A 20,706-nucleotide genomic window follows, 5' to 3' on the forward strand; every position below is an offset into this window, starting at 1 on the left:
CACCTGGAGGGCACCCGCCCCGGAGGAGGACACCATGACGCTCACCACCGCCCAGTTCGCCGGTTCGCCCGCGACCACGCGGCCGCGTCCGGCCACCATCCGTCTGACCCGCCGCGGCCGCCTCGTGCTGCGGGGGATCCCCGTGATCGCCGCGGCCGTGGCCGTCACGCTGGCGGCCGCCTTCTTCCTGGGTGTGCTGCTGTCGCCCGCCGCGGTGTCCGCGGACACTGCGGGGCCGGCCACCCAGTCCGTCACGGTCATGCCCGGGGACAGCCTGTGGACCATCGCCACCACGGTGGCGCCGGAGGCGGATGTCTACGAGGTGATCGCCACGATCGACGAACTCAACGGGCTCGAGGGCCGGGCCCCCGCCCCGGGCGAGGAGCTGTTCGTCCCGGCCACGCGGTGACGCACGGCGGGCCTCGCCCTCCACGGTTCCTAGACTGGCGGCCATGACCGACCTCAGCTCTCTGCCCCTGCGCGATAACCTCCGCGGCCTGAGTCCCTACGGCGCCCCCCAGCTGGACGTGCCGTACATGCTCAACACCAACGAGAACACGCACCCGGTGCCGGAGGAGGTCGCCGCCGCCATCGCCGAGCGGGTCGCGGCCGTCGCCGGTGGGCTGAACCGCTACCCGGACCGCGAGTTCACGGGGCTGCGACGTGCGCTCGCCGGCTACCTCGGCCACGGCCTCACGGCGGACCACGTGTGGGCCGGCAACGGCTCCAACGAGATCCTGCAGCAGATCCTCCAGGCCTTCGGCGGCCCCGGGCGGACACTGCTGAGCTTCCTGCCCTCGTACTCCATGTACCCGCTGCTGGCCGGCGGCACGGACACCGTGTTCGTGGACGGCGGCCGCGCCGCGGACCACACCCTCAGCGCCGAGCACGCGGCGGCCATGGTGCGGGAGCACCGCCCGCACGTCATCTTCCTGGCCTCCCCCAACAACCCGACGGGCACGGCCCTGGACCTGGCGACCATCGAGGCCGTGTACGCCGCGCAGGCGCAGAACGAGGCCGCCGGCGGGCCCGGCGCGATGGTCGTCGTGGACGAGGCCTACGCGGAGTTCGCCCTCGCCGGCACCCGCTCCGCCCTCACGCTCCTGCCCGGCCGCGAGCGGCTGATCGTCACGCGCACCATGTCCAAGGCGTTCGCCCTGGCCGGCGCGCGCCTGGGCTACCTGGCCGCGGACCCCGCCGTCACCGACGCCCTGCGCCTGGTGCGCCTGCCGTACCACCTCTCCGCGGTCACGCAGGCCACGGCGGAGGCCGCCCTCGACCACGTGGACGCGCTGCTGCGCACCGTGGAGGACATCAAGGCCCAGCGCGACCGCATCGTCTCCACCCTGCGCGGCCTGGGACTGAGGCCCTCGGTGTCCGACTCGAACTTCGTCTTCTTCGGTCACCTCGAGGACGCGTCCGACGTGTGGGGCCGACTGCTCGACCGCGGCGTGCTCGTGCGGGACGTCGGCATCCCGCACCACCTGCGCGTCACCGCCGGCACCGAGCCGGAGACGACGGCGTTCCTGACCGCTCTCGAGGAGGTCCTCGGCGAGACCGGGCACCGGTCCTGAGGCGTCACCGGAGTCTGGGCGTCCGCCCGGCTCCCTAGGATGGGGACAGCGCGCGCGGCGCCCCGGCCCGCCGGCACCGGCCGCGCGCACCCGCATCCCCCCGCACCCGTCCCGGACCGGTGCGGACCCAGCCCGAGGAGGACCCGTGGCAGCCGAGCTGATCTCCGGACGCCGTGCGCGCATGACGCGCACCACGAGCGAGTCGGACGTGTACGTCGAGATGGATCTGGACGGCACCGGCCGCGCTGAGATCTCCACCACCGTGCCGTTCTACGACCACATGCTCACCGCGCTGTCCCGGCACTCCCAGATCGACCTGACGGTCCGTGCCACCGGGGACACGCACATCGACGTGCACCACACGGTCGAGGACGTCGCCATCACCCTGGGCGAGGTGCTCAAGACCGCGCTCGGGGACAAGTCCGGCATCCGCCGCTTCGGCGAGGCGTCCGTGCCGCTGGACGAGGCGCTGGCGCGCGCCGTCGTCGACGTCTCCGGCCGGCCGTACCTCGTGCACGAGGGCGAGCCCGAGGGGCAGCAGTACCACCTCATCGGCGGGCACTTCACCGGTTCCATGACCCGCCACGTGTTCGAGTCGATCACGTACCACGCGGCGATCTGCCTCCACATGGACGTCGTGCGGGGCCGGGATCCGCACCACATCGTCGAGGCGCAGTTCAAGGCCTTCGCCCGCGCCCTGCGCGCCGCCGTCGAGGACGACCCCCGCATGACCGGCGTGCCCTCCACCAAGGGCGCCCTCTGATGGCCCGCCCCACCACCGTCCCCGGTGTGCGGCCGCGCGTCGCCGTCCTGGACTACGGCTCGGGCAACGTGCACTCGGCGCTGCGTGCCGTGGAGCGGGCCGGCGCGGAGGTCGAGCTCACGCGCGATCCGCAGGCCGTGCAGGAGGCCGACGGGCTGCTCGTGCCCGGTGTCGGGGCGTACGCGTCCGTGATGCGGGCACTGACCGAGGTCGGCGGCACCCGCTGGATCGGCCGCCGCGTGGCCGGGGGCCGACCCGTCCTCGGCATCTGCGTGGGCCACCAGATCCTCTTCGACGCCGGCGTCGAGCACGGCGAGCGCACCGCGGGCATGGGGGAGTGGCCGGGTGTCGTCGCCGAGCTGCCCGCCGAGGTCCTGCCGCACATGGGCTGGAACACCGTCCGGCCGCCCGAGGGCAGCGCCCTCTTCGCGGGCATCGAGGACGAGCGGTTCTACTTCGTCCACTCCTACGGCGTGCTCGAATGGGAGTTCGACCAGACGATCTCCGCCATGCGTCCGCCCCAGGTCACCTGGGCGCACCACGGCGCGGACTTCATCGCCGCCGTGGAGAACGGCCCCCTGTCCGCCACGCAGTTCCACCCCGAGAAGTCCGGGGATGCCGGTCTGCAGCTGCTGCGCAACTGGCTGGAGACCCTCTGATGCCCTACTGGTCCGTCCTGTACCTCGCCCTCGGCGGGCTGCTGCTCGGCGCCGCCTGGTCCATGCGCACGCAGAAGGCGCCGCTGTGGGCCATCGTGATCGTCCTCGTGCTGGCCGGCATGGCCATCGCCGCCTCCTTCCTGACCGTCGGCGCCTGATCGCGCCGGCCGCCCACCCGAGAGGAACCCCATGACCCCGAACGCCCCCGCACTCGAGCTGCTGCCCGCCGTCGACGTCCAGGACGGCCAGGCCGTCCGCCTCGTCCAGGGCGAGGCCGGCAGCGCCACCTCGTACGGCGACCCGGTGACCGCCGCCCTGGACTGGCAGCGCGCCGGCGCGGAGTGGATCCACCTCGTGGACCTGGACGCCGCCTTCGGCCGCGGTGACAACCGCGAGGTCATGCGCCGTGTGGTGGAGGAGATCGGCGTGAAGATCGAGCTGTCCGGCGGCATCCGCGACGACGCCTCGCTCGAGAACGCCCTCGAGATGGGCGCGGCGCGGGTGAACCTGGGCACCGCCGCCCTCGAGGACCCGGAGTGGACCGCGCGCGTCATCGAGCGCTTCGGCGACCGGGTCGCCGTGGGCCTCGACGTGCGCGGCACCACGCTCGCCGCCCGCGGCTGGACGAAGGAGGGCGGCGACCTCTGGGAGGTGCTCGCCCGCCTCGAGGACGCCGGCTGCGCCCGCTACGTGGTCACCGACGTCACGAAGGACGGCACGCTCAAGGGGCCGAACACGGAGCTGCTGGCCCAGGTCTGCGCGAAGACCGCGAAGCCGGTCGTCGCCTCGGGCGGCATCTCCTCCCTCGAGGACGTCGCCGCGCTCGCCGCCATGACCGGCCAGGGCGTCGAGGGCGCGATCATGGGCAAGGCGCTGTACGCCGGCCGCTTCAGCCTGGAGCAGGCGCTGGCCGTTGCCGGCGGCGCCACGGTGGAGCAGGCGCGCTCCGAGCAGCCCGGCCCGGTCGCCCCGTGACGGGCTCGCACGACGACGGCGGCCTGGCCCGCGACGAGGGGCTCGGTCCGATCGACGAGACGGTCGCGGTGCCGCACCCGGCGGCCCGGGAGCTGCCGGGGCACATCCGAGCCGCACTCGACCGCATGCGGGAGAAGACCGCGGGCGAGAACACCGCGGACACCGCGGGCGTCCCGTGGCAGGGCCGTGACCTCTCCGGCCCCGGCGTGGACGGCTCCGCGAACCCGTTGCACGTGTTCGACGAGGACGACGGCACCAGCCCGGCCGAGTGGACCGCCGTCATGGCGGCCCTGACGGACGGCTCCGCCGGTGAGCGGGAGGTGACGGAGGTGCTCGCGCGCATCCGCGTGTTCGCCGCCGTCGTGCCCACCCTTGCCGTGGACGAGGACGACGTCCACGACCACACCGGTCACGAGCACGACGTCGCGGCGCACGGGGACAAGGCCGCGGACGTGGCCCTCGTGACCATGCGCGCGCCGGACGGCCGGCAGGCGCGCCGGTGTTCACGAACGTGCCCGCGCTGACGGCGTGGAACCCGGTCGCCCGACCCGTGGCCGTGTGGCTACCGCGTGCCTGCCTGTCCGCCGTGGACGAGGGCTGTGAGCTCGTCGTCATCGACGCCGGCGCCGAGCACACGTACGTGGTGCGGCGCCCGGCCGTGTGGTCGCTCGCCCAGCAGAAGGAGTGGACCCCCTCCTACCGGGACCAGGAGATCGCGGATGAGATCGCCGAGGTCGCCGACCTGGTCCCGAACCTGCTGAACCTGGGCCTCGCCCCCGGCTCGGGGGTGGCCACGCACACGGGCTCGGGCGCGGTGATGAACGGAGGCGGGGCCGGGCCTGAGCTGCAGATCGTCGCGATGCCCACCCGGGACGCCGACGCGGCCGGGGTGCGCCTGATGACGGCCACGCTCAAGACCCTCCTGGCAGACCTGGCGCTGCTCACCGAGCGGGCCGACTCCGTGGAGATCACGGTCCGCCGACCCTGATCGGTCGCCCGGCCCGTCCGGTACCGTTGAGGGGGAGGGGAGGGCCCGTGGTGGCCCCACCCCATCCTTAAAGGCCGTGCGCCGCGCGCCGGCCCCATGCCTCCCATCCTCCGAGGAGTACCCATGAGAACCAGAACCTTGACCGGCGTCGCCACCGCGGCGCTGGGCGCGGTGGTGGTGGCCGGCGCCGGCCCCGCCCTCGCGCAGACCACGCTCACCCAGGGCTCGGCGATCACCGCGCCGGCCGGGGCGTGCAGCCTGACCATCGTCGACGATGCCACCGCCTACACCGCGTCCCACTGTGGCGCGGGCCAGTGGCAGATCGGCTCGACCGTCCGCGACGTCGACGGCGCAGCGATCGGCACCGTCTCGGCACTGCCCGACGATTCGGGCGTGGACGCGGTCCGCGTGGCCCTGGCCGACGACGTCGACGTCGTGGGCGACTGGTCCACGCGGCCGGCCTCGTCCGTCGGTGTGGGCGAGACCGTCTACACCCATGGCTCGTCCGTGCCGCTGGGCGCGCCGAACACCGTGTCCCACACGCAGACGTTCGAGGCCGCCACGGTCTGCGACGACGCGTACGCGGATCAGGTCGCCCTGGACACCGCCTCGACCCACGCCGGCGACTCGGGCGGCGCCGTCTATGACGCCCAGCAGCGGGTGGTCGGCGTCATCTCGGGCATCGCCCCGGTGACCTTCGACGCCGAGGGCAACGTGGTGGGCTGCGACGCCCAGGCGATGTCCTCGATCATGGTCCCGGTCGAGTCCCTCGACGCGCTGGACGCCTCCGCGGCGCCCGCCGCCGAGACCGCTGCGGCCGCCGAGACGGCCCCGGCGATCGCCGACGTCGCCGGCCCCGTGGCCGACGAGGACCTGCCCACCGGCGGCGAGCCCGCCGTGGACGAGTCCGAGCTGACCGAGTTCACGCCGGCCGAGGAGGAGGCCATCGCGGCCGAGCTCAAGGCCCGCGCCGAGGCCGCCGCGGAGGAGGAGGCCGCCGAGGCGGCCCCCGCTGCTGAGGCCCCGGCCGCCGAGGCCGCCGCGCCGGGCGTGACCGACGTCGTGGCCGCGCCCGCCGAGGGTGTCGCCTACGGCACCCGGGTGGTCGCGCAGACGGATCAGGGCGGCTTCGCCGCCGTCACCGTCACGGCCTACGACGCGGACGGCACCGTCCTGGGCCAGGACGGCCTGGACCTCACCGGCGAGTACCGCGCCTGGCTGCCCGTGCCGGCCGAGGTGCCCGCGGGCGGTTCCGTGGAGGTCACCGTGGTCGACGCCGCCGGCGCCGCCACGGACGCCACCGTGACCCTGGGCGGTCAGCTGGTCGGCTGATCGGTTCCGCCCCGAATGGCACGACGAGGCCCGGTGATCCGCACGGATCACCGGGCCTCGTCACGTCCCGGGGCCGGGGCGACCCCGGCCAGCTGGGGACGCGGTCAGCACATCCCCTCGAGCCGCCGCCCGAGGCGGGAGAAGATCCGGGTGAGGGACTCCGCCTCGCCCGGCGCCAGGTCGCCGAGGAAGAGCTCCTCCACCTGCCGGGCGTGCTCGATCGCAGCGCGCCGGAAGGCGGACCGACCCTCGTCGGTGAGGACGGCCTCGAAGCCCCGCCGGTCACAGGCCACCGGGCGGCGGTCGATCAGGCCGCGGGCCACGAGCGTTTTCACCTGGTAGGTGATGCGCGACGGGGAGAAGACCATCCGGGACGCCAGCTCTCCCAGCCGGAGCCGGCCCTCGGGGGACTCGTAGAGGAGCAGCAGCAGGTTGTAGTCGGCCAGCGACATGCCGCAGTCCTGTTTCAGGCGGCGCTCCAGCACCTCCGTGAGCATCTGGGTGGCCTCGAAGTAGGCGCGCCAGGCGCGCTTGGGCGGGTCCACCGGGCGGTGCGCCTCCGAGGCAGAGCCGAACCAGCCGCCGTCGGGCTCTGCCGGCGCCGCGTCCTGCGTGGCGGGCTCAGGGGCCGGGGTTGAGGAGCTGCTCAAAGGGGGTCACCTCCAGGTCGAGGTCCGCGGGCGCGGCGGCGCGTGCCCGCGGGGGGCGGTTCAGGGTGATCTCGGCCAGGTCGCGTCCGGCGGCCCGGATGCGGGACTGCAGCGGGTCGGTCCGCATCGAGGCCTGCACGCCGGCCGCCTCGCCCCAGTCGTCCGAGGCCGCGAAGACCGCGGTCGGCACGATGCGGGCCTTGAGGTAGGCGAACAGCGGCCGCATGGCGGTGTCGATCATGAGCGAGTGGCGGGCGGTGCCGCCGGTGGCGCCGAGGAGCACGGGCACCCCGACGACGGACGTGGGCTCCGCGAGGTCCCAGAAGGACTTGAACAGGCCCGAGTAGGAGGCCTTGTACGTGGGTGAGACCGCGATGACGGCGTCGGCCTGGGCGACCTCGTCCAGGGCGGCGCGCAGGGCCGGGGAGATCGCGGAGGTCACGAGGGCCTGCGCGATGTCCGTGGCGAGCTCACGCAGCGTGATCAGGTGGATCTGCGGGACCACGCCGTGCTCGGAGAGCGCGGCCGAGGCGGACTCGGCCATGCGTTCGGCGAGCATGCGGGTCTGGGACGGGTCCCCGGACCCGCCGGAGACCACGGCGAGGTGCCGGGCCTGCGGCGTGAACGGGTCGGAGGCATCGGGGGTGCCGGGGGTGGTCACTTCGCGCCACCGCCCTTCGTGGCATCGGCGGTGGCGCGCTGCTCGGCGGCCGCCGCGCGGTCGAGCTGGGCCTGCGATCCCTCCTTGCCGCCGGGCACGGGGGCCTCGCCGCGGCGGGCGCGTGCCACGAGGAACTCGTGGGTCGGGGCCGCCGGGACGTCATCCGGCCTCAGAGCGTCGAACTCCTTGCGCAGCACGGGCAGGACCTCCTCGCCGAAGAGGTCGATCTGCCGGAGGACGGTGTCCGTGGGCAGGCCGGCGTGGTCGATGAGGAACATCTGACGCTGGTAGTCGCCCACCCAGTCGCGGAACGTGAGCGTGCGCTCGATGACCTGCTGCGGCGAGCCGACCGTCAGGGGCGTCATCCTCGAGAAGTCCTCGAGGGAGGGGCCGTGGCCGTAGACCGGCGCGTTGTCGAAGTAGGGGCGGAACTCCGCCACGGCGTCCTGCGAGTTCTTCGCCATGTAGGCCTGGCCGCCCAGGGCCACGTACGCCTGATGGGCCTTGCCGTGGCCGTAGTACTCGTAGCGCTGGCGGTACAGGCGCACCATCTGGATGACGTGCTCCTTGTTCCAGAAGATGTTGTTGTGGAAGTAGCCGTCGCCGTAGTAGGCGGCCTGCTCGGCGATCTCGGGGGAGCGGATGGAGCCGTGCCACACGAAGGGGGCGACGCCGTCCAGGGGCTGCGGGGTGAGCGTGAAGTCCTGCAGCGGGGTGCGGTGATTGCCGCTCCAGTCCACGGTCTCCTCGTGCCACAGGCGGTACAGGAGGTTGTAGTTCTCCACGGCGAGCTGGATGCCCTGGCGGATGTCCTTGCCGAACCACGGGTACACGGGGCCGGTGTTGCCGCGGCCCATCGTCAGGTCCACGCGGCCGTCGGCGAGGTGCTGCAGGTACGCGTAGTCCTCGGCCAGACGCACCGGGTCCATGGTGGTGATCAGGGTCGTCGCCGTGGAGAGCTGGAGGGTCTCGGTCTGCGCGGCCAGGTAGGCCAGCAGCGTGGGCGGGTTGCCCGGGGCCACGAAGGGCGGGTTGTGGTGCTGGCCGGTCGCGAACACCTCGAAGCCCGCCTGCTCGGCGTGGCGGGCGATCTTGACGGTGTCCTTGATCCGCTGATGCTCGGTGGGGGCGGTCCCGTTCGTCGGATCGGCGGTGATGTCGCCGATCGTGAAGACGCCGAACTGCATGGTGTGCTCCTCAGTGTGCCCGGGGGCGGGTCTCACGGTGCCGGCCGAGCCGTCGCCGTGTTCTTCAAAAATGAATTATAGCGCACAACGAACCGTCCGGCTCTGAATATTCCGCAGGGCCCGACACGGCAGACTGGTCCCATGAGCCCCGCCTTCGACGCCGGTCGCCTCGCCCACACGGACGTCCTCATTCTGCAGCAGGTGACGAGCTTCCTGTCCAACGACATCCAGGTGACGGACCCGGACGGGCGCACCGTCGTCTCGGTGGTCACCACGGGCGGGGGCCTGGGCCGCATGCTGATGGGGAACCGCAGCTTCGACGTGGTCGACGGTGACGACGGCCGCGTGCTCTTCCGCCTCGCCGACCCGGCCACGTTCGGCCGCGACCGCTTCGCGATCCTGGACGCCGACGGGCTGCCCCTCGCCCACCTCGTCCGCCAGATCGCGTTCCTGCGGACGTCCGTGGGCGTCGAGGTCGTGGACGGCACGTGCTTCGCGGTGACCGGCGACCTGTGGGACCACGACTACGCCATGACCGTGGGCCAGCAGCCGATCGCCCGCGTGACCGCGCGGTTCGGAGGTGTCATGAACGCCCTGGCCGGACGCTCGCGGTACGAGATGCGCCTGGACCCCGGCATGCCGCCCGTGGTGCGCTGCGCCGTGCTCGGCACGGCCATCGCCCTCGACCTGATCCGGGCCAAGGACCGGCGCAGCAACAGCTGAGTCCGCCGAGCGCGCGGCCGTCTCGACGGCGCCTCCGGGGCGTGCCTTGACCCCTCCCGTAGGATTCGACGGTGGACTTCGGAGCGTACGGACGGCTGTTGCAGGACCCTCGGATCCGCCATCTGCTGGCGGTGGGGTTCATCGCCCGCTTCCCGCACACCGCGGCCGGGGTGATCCTCACCCTCCACGTGGCTCTCACGCTGGGGCTGGGCTACGGCCAGGCCGGCCTGGCCGGGGCGGCGATGACGCTGGGCATCGCAGTGGGCTCGCCGTGGCGGGGCCGCGTGGTGGACGCGAAGGGGCTGCGCCGTGCACTGTTGCCCTCCGTGATCGCGGAGGCGGTGATCTGGCCGATCGTCCCGTGGCTGCCGTTCTGGCCGATGCTCCTGGCCGTGTTCCTGGGCGGCGTGTTCTCGCTGCCGATCTTCTCCGTCGTCCGGCAGGGACTCGGCGTGCTCACCCACGGCAAGGACCGGCAGACGGCCTTCGCTCTGGACTCCATCGTCACGGAGACGATCTTCATGATGGGCCCGGCGCTGGGCGCCGTCGTCGCGGCCACGTGGTCGAGCGCCCTCGGCCTGACCATCGTCGGCCTCTCCAGCGCGCTGGGCGGCATCCTGCTGATGTGGTTCAACCCGCCCACGCGCTCGAGTCAGCTGGCCGTCGTCGGGCCGGCGACCGAGGACCCGTACACCGAGGAGCAGGACCGTCAGGAGGCGATCGCCCAGGCGGTGACCGCCGCGCCCATGCACGTGGAGATGGCCGCCCCCAGCCTGGCCACCGGCGCGCTGCCGGCGATCACCGAGGCCATCCCGATCGTCACCGGGGCGCTGCCGGTGATCGCCGCGGACGGCTCCGGGCCGACGACGGCGCCGCGCCGGGCCCGGGCCGAGCGGCTGCGGCAGTGGCGGCGGAGCCACTTCTCCTGGGTTGGGTCGGAGGTGCTCGGCGTGCTCGTGGTGTCGATGGCGGCCGGGATCGTCATGGTCGGCACCGAGGTCTCGATGGTGGCCGAGCTGGAGTCGCAGGGCGCCGCGGCGTCGGTGGGTCTGGTGTACGCGTTCTGGTGCGGTGCCTCCGCCGTGGGCGGGCTGTTCTACGGGGCCTGGGGTCGCCAGGTGCACCCGTACCTGCTGATGGCGCTGTTCGCCGTGGCGACGGTGCCGCTCGCGCTCGTGGACGGGGTGTGGGCGCTCGCGCTGGCCTCGATCCCCTCGGGTCTGCTGACGGCGCCGACCCTGGCCTCGGCCTCGTCGCGGCTGTCGCACCTCGTGGAGGAGGAGCGGCGTGGCGAGGCGATGGGCTTCTACGGCTCGGCCATGACCGCGGGCGCCGCGATGGGCGCCCCGCTGGCCGGCGTGTTCATCGACGGCATCGCCCCGTCCGCGGGCTACGTGTTCGCTGCGGCCGCGGGCTTCGTGCTCGTGCTGCTGGCCGCCCTGGCGACGGCGGCGCGCGGGCGGCGCTCCGCCTGAGTCGGGCCCGCTCCGCGGCTCAGGCCAGGAGCTCGTGGATGCGGCGGACCAGCACGGCGGTGAGGTCCGCGTCGAAGTCCGCGGTGGAGGAGTCCATGAACAGGTGCCAGTCCGTGTCGTACTCGAAGAGGTCGGCGGGGCGGTCCGGGTGCTCGGCGGTGGCCGCGTAGGAACGGGCTGTCTCGAGGTCGCCCTCGAGGGCCCAGGGGTCGCGGGCGCCGAGGTGGATCTGCAGGGCGGTGTGGGGCTGCCAGAGCGGGGCGTAGGCGTCGAGGGCCTCGGCGCCGGCGATGGCGATGCACGCGCGGAAGCCGGGGACCACCTGGGCGGCACGCCAGGCGGGCATCACGCCCAGGCTGATGCCCGCGACGACGGAGGCCTCCTGGTGCTCGGCACACGCCCGCATGCCGCGCCGGCCGATCTCCTCGAAGCCGATCTGCTGGGCGTGGGCGACACCCTCGTCCACGGTGGCGAAGGTGCGGCCGTCGTAGAGGTCAGGGGTGTGGACGGTGCGACCGCCGGCGGCGATCTGTTCGGCGAGCGTGCGCACGCCGTCCGTGAGACCGAGGGCGTGGTGGAAGAGGATGATCTGCGCCATGGGTCAGAGCGTAGACCGCGGTGAGCGGCTGCCCCATCGTGGGGGTGTGTGAGCGGGGGCGAAGACGTGAGGTGGCTCGCGTCTGTCGCCACGGGTGAGTTGGCGCTCATTGCGTGGAGGGCAAGCGCAGTGCTTCCCCGACTGGTGCCCTGGGTTCTCGTCTCGGCGGCCCCAGGACAGCACCGTCTCAGTCTTCACGTCGCGCGGTCGGAGACTGCGCGAGCGAGCGGCGAGGAATCTTCTGCATGAGTGCCGAGGCACTCGTGCGATCGGTCACGGGGCTGCTCGAGGCAGGAGCGGGCAGCGGCCTCCTGGCCTCATCCGTCCTGCGACCTTCGGGACGTCTTCGCCGGACGATGCCGCGGCCGCTTCGGACGTACGGCGACGAAGGGGCGCCCTGTCCGACTGCTCCTGGCGACCTCGACCACGGCATCCACGTTCGACGGAGGACGGGAGAACGTCTCGCCGGGTGGACGTCGGAGCTGAGTCCACCGTTCCGCTGCGGTCACACGGGAATCGCCGTCAGTGCGGTCACGCCGGGGCGGGAGACGCGAGCTGGCAGGGCATGCCGGGTTCGGGGACGGCGGGACTGATGTGCACGGCCCGCCCCGGCAGGGGCTCGACCTCGGTCAGCCGGGGCCAGATGAGCCGGTGCTCGGCGTTCGTCCCGGCCGGCACGAAGAAGCGGTGGGGCAGGTGCAGCAGCAGCCGGCCCGTCGCCAGCTCGCGGCCGCCGAACACCGCCAAACGCAGCCCGGCGGCCGCCGGACGGCCGAGCCAGTCGTGCACGTCCTCCTCGACCGTGCGGTAGGTGTCCCCGACGCGCAGGCCGGACCACGCGTTCCAGCCCGTGATCACCGCCGTGCCGCCCGCGGCCGCGAGCTCGCGCAGGCGGGCCAGGACGGCCTCACCGGCCCCCTCGGCGTCCGGGGTCAGCACCGGCGTCCCGGACCGCGCGGCCGTCGCGGCCTCCCCGGTGCCGTCCAGCACGGCCACCGGCCGGCCGCTGCGCATCGCCACCTCGACGACGGCGGCCAGCGTCTCCGCGCGACCGCCCGCGGCCTCGACGATCCATGCCGTGCGTCCCTCCGCGCCGGTCGGCCACCGCCAGGGACGGTGCCGGCCGTGGGCCGCGTCGTCGAGCAGGGCCAGGGCCGTGGCCTCGGCCCGGCGAGCGCGGTCCGGCACCCAGCGCTCCGGCAGGGCGGGGGTGACCACGGGCGGGGGTGTGGGCCAGTCACCCGCCGCGTAGTTCTCCACCAGGACCGAGACGACGGCCTCCCAGGGGGCGACGGCCGGGGCGGCCGCGGCCTCGCCCAGCCGCCGCCACACGGGCGTGCCGCCGTCGACCGTCCACTGGGATGCGCGGAACGAGACCGTCGGGCGCCCCGCCGTCGAGAGGATCGCGGAGCCGGGGCGACGCGGGTCGAGCCGGGCCGCGGCGGCCGTGCCCACGAGGTCCCACGACTCCTGCTCCGTCGCGGTGCGCAGGGCGATCGTGCTGCCCAGGTTCGAGCGCAGGTCCGAGCCCACCGCACCCGTGGCCCGCTGCGTGGCCAGGATGAGGTGGAAGCCGAGGGAACGGCCCGTGGCGGCCAGACGCTGCAGGACGGCGGCCGCGTCCGGGTGGTCGTCCACGAGCACGCGCAGTTCGTCGATCGCCACGACGAGCCGAGGCAGCGCCGCGTCCGGATGGCGGCGACGGAAACCGGGATAGTCGCTGACCCCGGCCTCTGCGAAGAGGGCCTCGCGGCGATGCAGCTCCGCCCGGATGGCGCTCAGCGCCCGCAACGAGGCCGTTCCCACGTGGTTGGTCTCCAGGCTCATCGTGTGGGGGAGCGCGCCCAGCGGACCGAACGACGCGCCGCCCTTGAAGTCCAGCAGCAGGAACGCGACCTCGGCCGGCGGGTGGTGCGCCGCAGCCCCCAGCAGGAGGGACAGCAGGAGATCCGACTTCCCGGATCCCGTGGTGCCCGCGATGAGCAGGTGCGGCCCGTCGGCGGCCAGGTCCATCTCGACGACGCCCGTCTCGTCGCCGCTACGGGCGAGGGTCACGGTGAGCCCGTCGACGGCATCGCGGGCGCCCACCTGCCCCGGTGGTGTGAGCGTGCCGTCGCCGTCGTCGGTGGGCAGCAGGCCGAGGTCCACGACGTCGTCGGCCAGCTCGGTCAGCCAGGCGACCAGGGTGCCGTCGGCGAGGCCGTCGGCGGCCACGTCCTCGAAGCGCTGCTGTTCGGCCGGGACCACGACGGTGCGCCCGCGCAGGTCGACGACGGCGTCCCCCGGCGCAGGCGGCGGCCCGGTGAAGTCGTACCGCGTCCAGGGCAGAACCGTCCGGCCCGTGGGCGTCGTCCCCGCGTCGTCGCCGATGGCGGCCCGCCACGCTCGCCACGCCGGATCCAGTGCCGCGTCCTCAGGAGCCGACACCAGCAGCCGCGGGCCGGACCCGCCCGACCACCAGGTGCGGCGGACTCCACCGGCCTCCACCACGAACGCGCCGTCGGCGGCCACCGCGTGCCGCAGGAGCTGGAACACCGCCCACCGGCAGGCCCCGGCCACATCGCGCGGCGGCCCGAGCACGACGACGCGCGACTCCGGCGGTGACGTCGTCATCACGGTGCGCCGCGACGTGACGGCCTCCACCCATGCCTCGTCCGGGTCGTCCCGCGACAGGGACAGCGCCCCGACGCCGGAACCCCACGAGACCGCCACGGCCTCGTCGGCCCCCGACGTCAGCCCGAAGCGGTCCGTCGCGCCGGAGCGGACGGCGCGGGCCACCGCACCGGGGCTCAGTGCCGCCTGAGCCCGCCGGCGCACGACCGCGTCCGCGCGGGCGGCGAGCAGCCGCGCATGCCGCAGCCGGGTACGGCGCTGCATCGCCAGCATGACCAGCGCCACCGTCACGGACAGCACACCGAACAGCAGGAACACCGGGTTGCCCATCATCAGGACCAGGGCGACCCCGAGCACCAGCGGGCCCAGGGCCGCCACCAGCGGGATCACGACGGACTGCCGGGCCGGTGGGGATCCGAGGTCGACGGCGGGCGGCTCCGGCGTGACCGGCCGCGGCAGGGCGGCCCCGGGCCCGCGGACCAGGCCCAGGGCGGTCCGGCCCACAGGGAGCGGGCTGCGGCCGTCCCACAGGCGTCCGGTGTCCCGAGGACCGTCGTGGACGTGCAGCCCGGTGGGCGCGAGCCGCAGACGCATCGGCCGCGACGGGGCAGAGGGGTCGTCCAGCAGCAGCCGCGCCCCGCCGCGTCCCGTGCTCAACCCGCCCTCCCCCAGAGGGACGAGGCGGCCGGCGTCGGGTCCGTGCTCGGTGACCACCGCGAGCTCCGGCCCCCGGGCCGGTGCACTCCCGACCCGTTCCGCGTACGTCACGCTGCGCGGCCCGGCAGCGCACCGGTGCAGCGACCGGGCGGGAAAACGTTCCCGCACCGCCCGGTCCTGCTCGTCCGCGTCGGCGGGGAAGTGCTCCACCCGCCATGTCTCGGGAGCGGCCCCGCCCAGGATCCGCACGCTCCAGGCCATCCCCGCCCCTCCCTCCCGAGACCGGCGACCGGCCCGTCCGGCCGCCTGGGGACGACCCTGCCACGGCCTGATGGCGGTTCGGGCGGCCTGTGGACAACTCCCCGTCGAACGGGACCGCCGCCACGTTGTCCACAGTCATGGTGTCCTGGACCACACGCATCGACGGAACGGGGTATCTTCCTGATCGAGACATGTGCGGCGCTGGGGATGGCGCCGAATCGGGCACAGGAGGGACACGTGGATGCGGTGCGCATTCTCGAGGACGAGATCCGGGAGATCGTCCGGCGGCAGGGCATCGACCCGCAGCGTGAGCACGCCCGGGTCCTGACGCTCATCCAGGACGCGGCCGCGGACTACGAGTCCCGCGCGATGGTCAGCTCGCTGCCGGACCTGGAGGATCCCGTGGCGGCGCGGCAGGACCTGTTCGACCGCATCGCGGGCCTCGGGCCGCTCCAGCGGCTCATGGACGATCCCTCCGTGGAGGAGATCTGGCTGAACGCGCCGGACGCCGTCTACTGCGCGCGGTCCGGCCGCTCCGAGCTGACGGGCATCGTCCTGACCGAGGAGGAGGTGCAGGACCTCGTCGAAGTCATGTTGAAGTCCTCGGGCCGGCGGCTGGACCTGTCGATGCCGTTCGTCGACGCGGCCCTGCCAGACGGTTCGCGCCTGCACGTGGCCATCCCCGACATCACGCGGCGGCACTGGGCCGTGAACATCCGGAAGTTCATCGCCCGGGCGCGCCGGCTGGACGACCTCGTCCGGGGCGGTTCCCTCACTCCGACGGCGGCCCGCTTCCTGGACGCGGCCGTGGACGCGGGCATGAACATCCTCGTCAGCGGGGCCACCCAGGCGGGCAAGACCACCCTGCTCAACTGCCTGGCTTCGGCCATCGGCCCGCGGGAGCGGGTGATCACCGTGGAGGAGATCTTCGAGCTGCAGATCCCGGTGCGCGACGTCGTCGGGCTGCAGTGCCGCCAGCCGAACCTGGAGGGCCACGGCGAGATCCCGCTGCGTCGCCTCGTCAAGGAGGCGCTGCGGATGCGCCCGGACCGCCTGATCGTCGGCGAGGTGCGCGAGGCCGAGGCGCTGGACATGCTCGTCGCTCTGAACTCCGGCCTGGCCGGCATGTGCACGATCCACGCGAACTCGGCCGCGGACGCGCTCACGAAGCTCTGCACGCTGCCGCTGCTGGCCGGGGAGAACATCTCCCGGGACTTCGTCGTCCCGACGGTGGCCACGTGCATCGACGTCGTCGTGCACTGCGAGCGCGACCGTCAGGGCCGCCGGCGGGTGCGGGAGATCCTCACCGTCGGCTCACGGGTGGAGGGCGGGGTCATCGAGACGTCGGCGCTCTTCCAGCGTGACGCCGAGGGCGACCTGCGCCTCAACGAGGGTGCGAACCTGGAGTTCGAGGCGCTCGCCCGTCGCGGCGTGGACGTCCACGAGCTGGTGGGGCTGCGCTGATGGCCGCGCTGCTGGGGCTCGCGCTCGGCTGCGGCCTGTTCCTGCTGTGGTGGTCCCTCTGGTCCCCTCCCACGGAGAAACCCGGGGCCGCCCGCCCCGACTCGCGCCTGCGTGTGCTGATCGCCCAGTCCGGCATCCAGCGTCTCAGCCCGGCCGGCGTCGTGTCCGCCATGGCCGTCGGCGGTCTCGTGGTCGGGCTGCTCGTCCTGTCGCTGACCAGTACGTGGACCATCGCCGCGTGCTTCGCCGTCTTCGGCGCGGCCGTGCCCTGGCTGCTGCTGTCCTGGCAGGCCCGCCGGCGCTCCACGGCACTGCGCGAGCTGTGGCCGGACGCGATCGACCACGCCCGGTCGGCCATCCGCGCGGGCCTGACTCTCCCGGAGGCGCTCATCCAGCTCGGGGAGACCGGGCCGGAGGGGCTGCGCGAGCCGTTCCAGCAGTTCGCCCGGGACTACCGGGCCGGAGCCCGCTTCGTGGACGCACTGGACCGGCTCAAGGCCCGGATGGCCGACCCCGTCGCGGACCGCCTGGTGGTCTCGCTGCGCCTGACCCGCGAGGTCGGGGGCGCCGACATCGGCCGTCTGCTGCAGACCCTCTCCGAGTTCCTCCGGCAGGACGCCCGCATCCGCGCCGAGCTCGAGGCCCGGCAGTCGTGGACCGTGAACGCGGCCCGGTTGGCGGTGTGCGCCCCGTGGCTCGTGCTCCTGCTGCTGGGGACCCAGCCCGCCGCGGTCGCGGCCTATCGGTCCGCCGCCGGCGGGGCCGTGCTCCTCGCCGGCATGGTGGCCTCCGTCGTCTGCTACCGCGTCATGCTCCGCATCGGCGCGCTGCCCCGGGAGAAGCGGGTGTTCGCATGACGTCCGCGCTGATCTGGGCTGCGCTCCTGGGCCTCACCCTCGGGGCGGGACTGCTCCTCATCCTGGTCACCCAGCCGGTGGGCTGGCGCCCCAGCCTCGAGCAACGGGTCGAACCGCAGCTGCGCCACCACATCCCGGCCTCCCGCCTCCTCGAGGAGGAACGTGCGGGCGCCTCGCCCTGGGGAACGTGGGGACGCATCCTCGATCCCGTGGTGCAGGCCGGAGTCGGCTGGGTCCAGCGCATCTCCCCGGGCGGGGCGGCGCTCGACCGCAAACTGGCCGCCGCGGGGCTCGCGGTCACGTCGACGGACTTCCGTGCCCAGCAGGTCCTGAGCGCGGCCGCGGGGGCCGCCGTGGCGGCCGTCCTCGCGCTCAGCCTCACCGTCACGGGCCGCGTGCCGGTGATCACGGGGGTCGCCCTCGTGATCGCCGGCGGCATGGCCGGGTTCCTGCTCCGGGAGCAGCTGCTCTCCCTGCGGGTGCGACGGCGGCGCGAGGCCATCCTCTCCGAGTTCCCGTCCGTGGCCGAGCTGTTCGCGCTCTCGGTGGGCGCGGGGGAGAGCGCCGCCGGAGCGCTCGAGCGCATCGCGGGGACGGCGCGCGGGGAGCTGGCCGGCGAGTTCCGCACCACGCTCGCCGACATGCGTGCCGGGGCGTCGCTGTCCGCGGCGCTCAAGGCCATGGGACGGCGCGTGCAGCTGGCCCCCGTCGAACGGTTCATCGGGGGCGTGCTCATCGCGCTCGACCGCGGCACGCCCCTCGCCGACGTCCTGCGCGCGCAGGCCCAGGACGTGCGTGAGATGGGTCGCCGCGAGCTCATGGAGGCCGCCGGCCGGAAGGAGATCCAGATGATGGTCCCCCTCGTGTTCGGCATCCTCCCGCTCACGGTGATCTTCGCCGTCTTCCCCGGCATCTCCCTGATGCGCCTGGGGTTCTGAAGACCCACAACTGAATAGTCCATCCATCCACCCACGATCACCATCCACTCCGGCCGCACGGGCGGCCGGCCACCCGAGGAGGGGACCATGCTCCACCACCACGCCATCACCGTCCTGGCCGCCCTGCGCGCCCTCATCCACGACGACGTCCGCGACGAGCGCGGCGACGTCCCCGGCTGGGTGATGATCACCCTCATGTCCGCCGTGCTCGTGGCCGGCCTGCTGGCCCTCGCCCTGCCGGCGCTCCAGGGACTGTTCAACCAGGCCATCTCCCAGGTGTCCCAGGGCGGCTGAGCATGCCCCGGGGTGCTGTCCACGCCGTGCCGGTGCCCCGTGGCGTCCACATGGGCGTCCGCTGGCGGGACGACCGGGGCGCCGCGGTGGCCGAGTCCACCATGGTGATGACCCTGGTCGTCCTGCTCTTCGCGGCGCTGCTCCAGGCCGGCGTCGTGATCCACACGCGCAACGTGATGATCGACGCCGCCTCCGCCGGCGCCCGGTACGGGGCGCTCGCGGACCGGAGCCCCGAGGACGGCGTCCAGCGGGCTCGGGAGCTGCTCTCGGCCGGCGTGCCCGGCCAGTCCGGGGCCGACGTCGCCGCGGAGCTCACCAGCCAGGACGGGGTCCCGGTCCTGCGCGTCACGGTCTCGAGCTCGCTGCCCGGCCTGGGGTTCCTGCCGGGCCCGATCCCCGTGGAGGTGAGCGGTCATGCGTTCCGTCAATGACGTCCGCGACGAGCGGGGAGCGGCCACGGTCGAATTCCTGGGCCTCACCCTCGTCCTGCTGATCCCCGTGGTGTACCTGATGATCTACGTCTCCCAGGTCCAGGCCGCGGCGTTCGCCTCGGTCGCCGCCGCGGACCAGGCCGTCAAGGCCGTGGTCGCCGAGGCCGATCACCCCAGCGCAGGCGCCGCCCACGCCACCGTCGAGCTCACGCTCGCCGACTACGGCGTGGGCGCCGGCCAGTACAACCTGACCGTCGGCTGCGACCAGGGCGGCTGTGGCACGCTCGAACCGGGCGAGGTCGTCGCCGTGCGGGTGGACGTGGGGGTGCCCGTCCCTCTCACGCCGGCAGCGTGGTCGCTGACCCCCGTGACGGTGGGTTCCGACGCCCGGCAGACTGTGCCGAGGTTCTGATGCGCCGCCGCCTCACCGCTCGCCTGGGTCACGACGACGGGCAGACCACCGTCCTCACCGTCGGCCTGTGCGCCGTGCTCGTGGCCCTCATGCTGGTCATGCTCGCGGTCACCACCGTGCAGTTGCAGCACCGCCGCCTGCAGTCGCTCGCGGACTCGGCCGCCATCGCCGGGGCAGAGGAGCTCGGCTTCCGGCTGGGGGAGGACCCGGGCGTCGTGCTCTCCGACGACGACGTCGCCGCCTCCGCCAGCGCACACCTCGCGGCCGTCGGTGCCCAGGAGGCCGTGCCCGGGCTCGGCGGGATGAGCGCCCGCGTGGCCGAGGACGGCACCACCGTCGTCGTCACCCTCGACGCCCGGGCCGATCTGTTCGCCATGACCGGCCCGTTCGCGGGAACACTGCCCCTGTCGGTCCCCCTGGAGGCGACGGGCAGCAGTCGCACTAGCCTGGCCCGGTGATCCGCTTCCTCCACGGCATCGGTGGCCGGCCCGCCCACTTCGAGCCCCTTGCTGACGCCCTCGGCGCCGTGGCCGACCTCGCCGCCTCGCCCGCCCTGCCCGGCCACCCGGGCACGGACGCCGGCGGTCAGGGCCGCCCCCGGGCCGCACGGCCGGCGACCGATGCGGACCCCGTCCTCGACGCCGCCCGCACCTGGGCGGCGCAGGCCGGCCCCGTGCCGGGGCTGCTGATCGGCCACAGCACGGGCGGGGTCATCGCACTGCGCGCCGTCGCCGACGGGCTGGTGCGGCCCCGCGCCCTCGTGGTCATCGACTCGAACGTCCCGGTGACGGACACCGCCCTGGCCGCCCGGGCGGCCAAGGCCCGCCTCGCCGCCCGCTCGGACTGGCGGAGCATGCTCCGCGCCTCGCTCGCACGCGACCTCCTCGCCCCGGAGCCGTGGCGCGAGCGGATCCTGACCGACCTGGACGCCACGCCGGACCATCCGATGCGCGAGCTCTGGGCCGCCGTCCTCGCCGCGGACACCCGTGCCCTCTGGGCCGGCATCACCGTCCCGGTGCTGTACGTGCGCAGCACCCGGGACGTCCACCAGCGGGACCTGGACGCGGTCATCGCGCACACCACCGTCGTCGACGTCGGCCTGGGCCACTGGCCGCACGTCGCGGAGCCCGAGGCCGTCGCCGGGGTGATCCGGCGCTGGCACACGACCGGCGTCCACCCCACGCGGTAGGCTGG

At 74.0% G+C, this 20,706-nt stretch carries 24 protein-coding genes; 19 read left to right on the forward strand and 5 right to left on the reverse strand.

Annotation, left to right across the window (positions count from 1 at the left end; translation table 11 throughout):
- Positions 1-34 precede the first annotated feature (34 nt).
- The 9 genes from MLUT_RS15215 (at position 35) to MLUT_RS15245 (ending at position 6,291) form a co-directional block, all read left to right on the forward strand.
- Positions 35-409 carry a LysM peptidoglycan-binding domain-containing protein gene (locus MLUT_RS15215; RefSeq protein ID WP_010079095.1) on the forward strand — a complete coding sequence of 125 codons (375 nt, stop codon included), beginning with the start codon at positions 35-37 and terminating at the stop codon, positions 407-409.
- Positions 410-452: 43 nt separating this feature from the next.
- A complete protein-coding gene (locus MLUT_RS15220) occupies positions 453-1,574 on the forward strand; it encodes a histidinol-phosphate transaminase (protein WP_010079094.1) in 1,122 nt (373 codons plus the stop codon).
- A gap of 181 nt (positions 1,575-1,755) precedes the next feature.
- Complete coding sequence (gene hisB / locus MLUT_RS15225; RefSeq protein ID WP_152743305.1) at positions 1,756-2,337, forward strand: imidazoleglycerol-phosphate dehydratase HisB; 582 nt, start codon at positions 1,756-1,758, stop codon at positions 2,335-2,337.
- The gene (hisH, locus tag MLUT_RS15230) at positions 2,337-2,996 is read left to right on the forward strand and encodes an imidazole glycerol phosphate synthase subunit HisH (RefSeq protein ID WP_004167703.1); all 660 of its coding nucleotides are present in this window, start codon (positions 2,337-2,339) and stop codon (positions 2,994-2,996) included. The genes hisB and hisH overlap by 1 nt, the downstream gene beginning before the upstream one ends.
- Positions 2,996-3,154 (forward strand): CG2302 family histidine operon protein, encoded by a 159-nt coding sequence (locus MLUT_RS23890; RefSeq protein WP_004167696.1) that lies wholly within the window; start codon positions 2,996-2,998, stop codon positions 3,152-3,154. Before hisH ends, MLUT_RS23890 begins: the two co-directional genes overlap by 1 nt.
- Before the next feature lie 31 nt (positions 3,155-3,185).
- Positions 3,186-3,971 (forward strand): bifunctional 1-(5-phosphoribosyl)-5-((5-phosphoribosylamino)methylideneamino)imidazole-4-carboxamide isomerase/phosphoribosylanthranilate isomerase PriA, encoded by a 786-nt coding sequence (gene priA, locus MLUT_RS15235; RefSeq protein ID WP_010079092.1) that lies wholly within the window; start codon positions 3,186-3,188, stop codon positions 3,969-3,971.
- Positions 3,968-4,495 (forward strand): SseB family protein, encoded by a 528-nt coding sequence (locus tag MLUT_RS24205; protein ID WP_012750796.1) that lies wholly within the window; start codon positions 3,968-3,970, stop codon positions 4,493-4,495. The genes priA and MLUT_RS24205 overlap by 4 nt, the downstream gene beginning before the upstream one ends.
- On the forward strand, positions 4,471-4,959 hold the full coding sequence (locus MLUT_RS24210) for an SseB family protein (protein WP_012750797.1): 489 nt from the start codon (positions 4,471-4,473) through the stop codon (positions 4,957-4,959). The genes MLUT_RS24205 and MLUT_RS24210 overlap by 25 nt, the downstream gene beginning before the upstream one ends.
- A 123-nt stretch (positions 4,960-5,082) precedes the next feature.
- A complete protein-coding gene (locus MLUT_RS15245; RefSeq protein ID WP_231936579.1) occupies positions 5,083-6,291 on the forward strand; it encodes a trypsin-like serine protease in 1,209 nt (402 codons plus the stop codon).
- Between the two features lie 104 nt (positions 6,292-6,395).
- On the opposite strand, the gene MLUT_RS15250 is transcribed toward MLUT_RS15245, so the two are convergent.
- The 3 genes from MLUT_RS15250 to MLUT_RS15260 are packed head-to-tail and all read right to left on the reverse strand — an operon-like array spanning position 6,396 to position 8,789.
- Complete coding sequence (locus MLUT_RS15250; protein WP_370622410.1) at positions 6,396-6,941, reverse strand: MarR family winged helix-turn-helix transcriptional regulator; 546 nt, start codon at positions 6,939-6,941, stop codon at positions 6,396-6,398.
- Positions 6,913-7,602 carry an FMN reductase gene (locus tag MLUT_RS15255; protein ID WP_010079088.1) on the reverse strand — a complete coding sequence of 230 codons (690 nt, stop codon included), beginning with the start codon at positions 7,600-7,602 and terminating at the stop codon, positions 6,913-6,915. The genes MLUT_RS15250 and MLUT_RS15255 overlap by 29 nt, the downstream gene beginning before the upstream one ends.
- A complete protein-coding gene (locus tag MLUT_RS15260; RefSeq protein WP_010079087.1) occupies positions 7,599-8,789 on the reverse strand; it encodes an LLM class flavin-dependent oxidoreductase in 1,191 nt (396 codons plus the stop codon). The genes MLUT_RS15255 and MLUT_RS15260 overlap by 4 nt, the downstream gene beginning before the upstream one ends.
- A 141-nt stretch (positions 8,790-8,930) precedes the next feature.
- Between MLUT_RS15260 and MLUT_RS15265 the strand changes: the two genes are divergently transcribed.
- Both MLUT_RS15265 and MLUT_RS15270 read left to right on the forward strand, forming a co-directional pair.
- Complete coding sequence (locus MLUT_RS15265) at positions 8,931-9,512, forward strand: LURP-one-related/scramblase family protein (protein ID WP_010079086.1); 582 nt, start codon at positions 8,931-8,933, stop codon at positions 9,510-9,512.
- A gap of 71 nt (positions 9,513-9,583) precedes the next feature.
- Positions 9,584-10,987, forward strand: coding sequence for an MFS transporter (locus MLUT_RS15270; RefSeq protein WP_010079085.1), 1,404 nt, complete (start codon positions 9,584-9,586; stop codon positions 10,985-10,987).
- Between the two features lie 19 nt (positions 10,988-11,006).
- Here MLUT_RS15270 and MLUT_RS15275 read toward each other — a convergent pair whose 3' ends face one another.
- Together MLUT_RS15275 and MLUT_RS15280 are read right to left on the reverse strand one after the other, a co-directional pair.
- Positions 11,007-11,585, reverse strand: a complete 579-nt coding sequence (locus MLUT_RS15275; RefSeq protein ID WP_010079084.1) for a dienelactone hydrolase family protein — start codon at positions 11,583-11,585, stop codon at positions 11,007-11,009.
- A gap of 531 nt (positions 11,586-12,116) precedes the next feature.
- Entirely contained in the window at positions 12,117-15,116 is a 3,000-nt protein-coding gene (locus MLUT_RS15280) for an FtsK/SpoIIIE domain-containing protein (protein WP_012750798.1), read from the reverse strand.
- Positions 15,117-15,353: 237 nt separating this feature from the next.
- On the opposite strand from MLUT_RS15280, the gene MLUT_RS15285 reads away from it, so the two are divergent.
- From MLUT_RS15285 to MLUT_RS15320, 8 genes are all read left to right on the forward strand, one after another.
- On the forward strand, positions 15,354-16,580 hold the full coding sequence (locus tag MLUT_RS15285) for a TadA family conjugal transfer-associated ATPase (protein ID WP_010079081.1): 1,227 nt from the start codon (positions 15,354-15,356) through the stop codon (positions 16,578-16,580).
- Complete coding sequence (locus MLUT_RS15290; RefSeq protein ID WP_010079080.1) at positions 16,580-17,437, forward strand: type II secretion system F family protein; 858 nt, start codon at positions 16,580-16,582, stop codon at positions 17,435-17,437. The genes MLUT_RS15285 and MLUT_RS15290 overlap by 1 nt, the downstream gene beginning before the upstream one ends.
- Positions 17,434-18,375: a type II secretion system F family protein gene (locus MLUT_RS15295; protein WP_010079079.1), complete on the forward strand. Its 942-nt coding sequence runs from the start codon at positions 17,434-17,436 to the stop codon at positions 18,373-18,375. The genes MLUT_RS15290 and MLUT_RS15295 overlap by 4 nt, the downstream gene beginning before the upstream one ends.
- 87 nt (positions 18,376-18,462) lie before the next feature.
- Positions 18,463-18,669, forward strand: coding sequence for a hypothetical protein (locus MLUT_RS15300; protein WP_010079078.1), 207 nt, complete (start codon positions 18,463-18,465; stop codon positions 18,667-18,669).
- Positions 18,670-18,671: 2 nt separating this feature from the next.
- Entirely contained in the window at positions 18,672-19,100 is a 429-nt protein-coding gene (locus MLUT_RS15305; RefSeq protein ID WP_010079077.1) for a TadE/TadG family type IV pilus assembly protein, read from the forward strand.
- Complete coding sequence (locus tag MLUT_RS15310) at positions 19,084-19,512, forward strand: hypothetical protein (RefSeq protein ID WP_010079076.1); 429 nt, start codon at positions 19,084-19,086, stop codon at positions 19,510-19,512. Before MLUT_RS15305 ends, MLUT_RS15310 begins: the two co-directional genes overlap by 17 nt.
- Positions 19,512-19,970, forward strand: coding sequence for a Tad domain-containing protein (locus MLUT_RS15315; protein WP_010079075.1), 459 nt, complete (start codon positions 19,512-19,514; stop codon positions 19,968-19,970). The genes MLUT_RS15310 and MLUT_RS15315 overlap by 1 nt, the downstream gene beginning before the upstream one ends.
- Positions 19,967-20,701 carry an alpha/beta fold hydrolase gene (locus MLUT_RS15320; protein WP_010079074.1) on the forward strand — a complete coding sequence of 245 codons (735 nt, stop codon included), beginning with the start codon at positions 19,967-19,969 and terminating at the stop codon, positions 20,699-20,701. Before MLUT_RS15315 ends, MLUT_RS15320 begins: the two co-directional genes overlap by 4 nt.
- Positions 20,702-20,706: the final 5 nt, after the last annotated feature.

This window comes from Micrococcus luteus NCTC 2665 (assembly GCF_000023205.1).
GTDB classification, from domain to species: Bacteria; Actinomycetota; Actinomycetes; order Actinomycetales; family Micrococcaceae; genus Micrococcus; species Micrococcus luteus.

What these genes read in the sequence shown, in the direction of transcription:
- MLUT_RS15215 (WP_010079095.1), top strand. Translation starts at nt 35, where the DNA reads ATGACGCTCACCACCGCCCAGTTCGCCGGTTCGCCCGCGACCACGCGG.
- MLUT_RS15220 (WP_010079094.1), top strand. Translation starts at nt 453, where the DNA reads ATGACCGACCTCAGCTCTCTGCCCCTGCGCGATAACCTCCGCGGCCTG.
- hisB (WP_152743305.1), top strand. Translation starts at nt 1,756, where the DNA reads ATGACGCGCACCACGAGCGAGTCGGACGTGTACGTCGAGATGGATCTG.
- hisH (WP_004167703.1), top strand. Translation starts at nt 2,337, where the DNA reads ATGGCCCGCCCCACCACCGTCCCCGGTGTGCGGCCGCGCGTCGCCGTC.
- MLUT_RS23890 (WP_004167696.1), top strand. Translation starts at nt 2,996, where the DNA reads ATGCCCTACTGGTCCGTCCTGTACCTCGCCCTCGGCGGGCTGCTGCTC.
- priA (WP_010079092.1), top strand. Translation starts at nt 3,186, where the DNA reads ATGACCCCGAACGCCCCCGCACTCGAGCTGCTGCCCGCCGTCGACGTC.
- MLUT_RS15245 (WP_231936579.1), top strand. Translation starts at nt 5,083, where the DNA reads ATGAGAACCAGAACCTTGACCGGCGTCGCCACCGCGGCGCTGGGCGCG.
- MLUT_RS15260 (WP_010079087.1), bottom strand. Translation starts at nt 8,789, where the DNA reads ATGCAGTTCGGCGTCTTCACGATCGGCGACATCACCGCCGATCCGACG.
- MLUT_RS15265 (WP_010079086.1), top strand. Translation starts at nt 8,931, where the DNA reads ATGAGCCCCGCCTTCGACGCCGGTCGCCTCGCCCACACGGACGTCCTC.
- MLUT_RS15275 (WP_010079084.1), bottom strand. Translation starts at nt 11,585, where the DNA reads ATGGCGCAGATCATCCTCTTCCACCACGCCCTCGGTCTCACGGACGGC.
- MLUT_RS15280 (WP_012750798.1), bottom strand. Translation starts at nt 15,116, where the DNA reads ATGGCCTGGAGCGTGCGGATCCTGGGCGGGGCCGCTCCCGAGACATGG.
- MLUT_RS15290 (WP_010079080.1), top strand. Translation starts at nt 16,580, where the DNA reads ATGGCCGCGCTGCTGGGGCTCGCGCTCGGCTGCGGCCTGTTCCTGCTG.
- MLUT_RS15295 (WP_010079079.1), top strand. Translation starts at nt 17,434, where the DNA reads ATGACGTCCGCGCTGATCTGGGCTGCGCTCCTGGGCCTCACCCTCGGG.
- MLUT_RS15300 (WP_010079078.1), top strand. Translation starts at nt 18,463, where the DNA reads ATGCTCCACCACCACGCCATCACCGTCCTGGCCGCCCTGCGCGCCCTC.
- MLUT_RS15305 (WP_010079077.1), top strand. Translation starts at nt 18,672, where the DNA reads ATGCCCCGGGGTGCTGTCCACGCCGTGCCGGTGCCCCGTGGCGTCCAC.
- MLUT_RS15310 (WP_010079076.1), top strand. Translation starts at nt 19,084, where the DNA reads ATGCGTTCCGTCAATGACGTCCGCGACGAGCGGGGAGCGGCCACGGTC.
- MLUT_RS15315 (WP_010079075.1), top strand. Translation starts at nt 19,512, where the DNA reads ATGCGCCGCCGCCTCACCGCTCGCCTGGGTCACGACGACGGGCAGACC.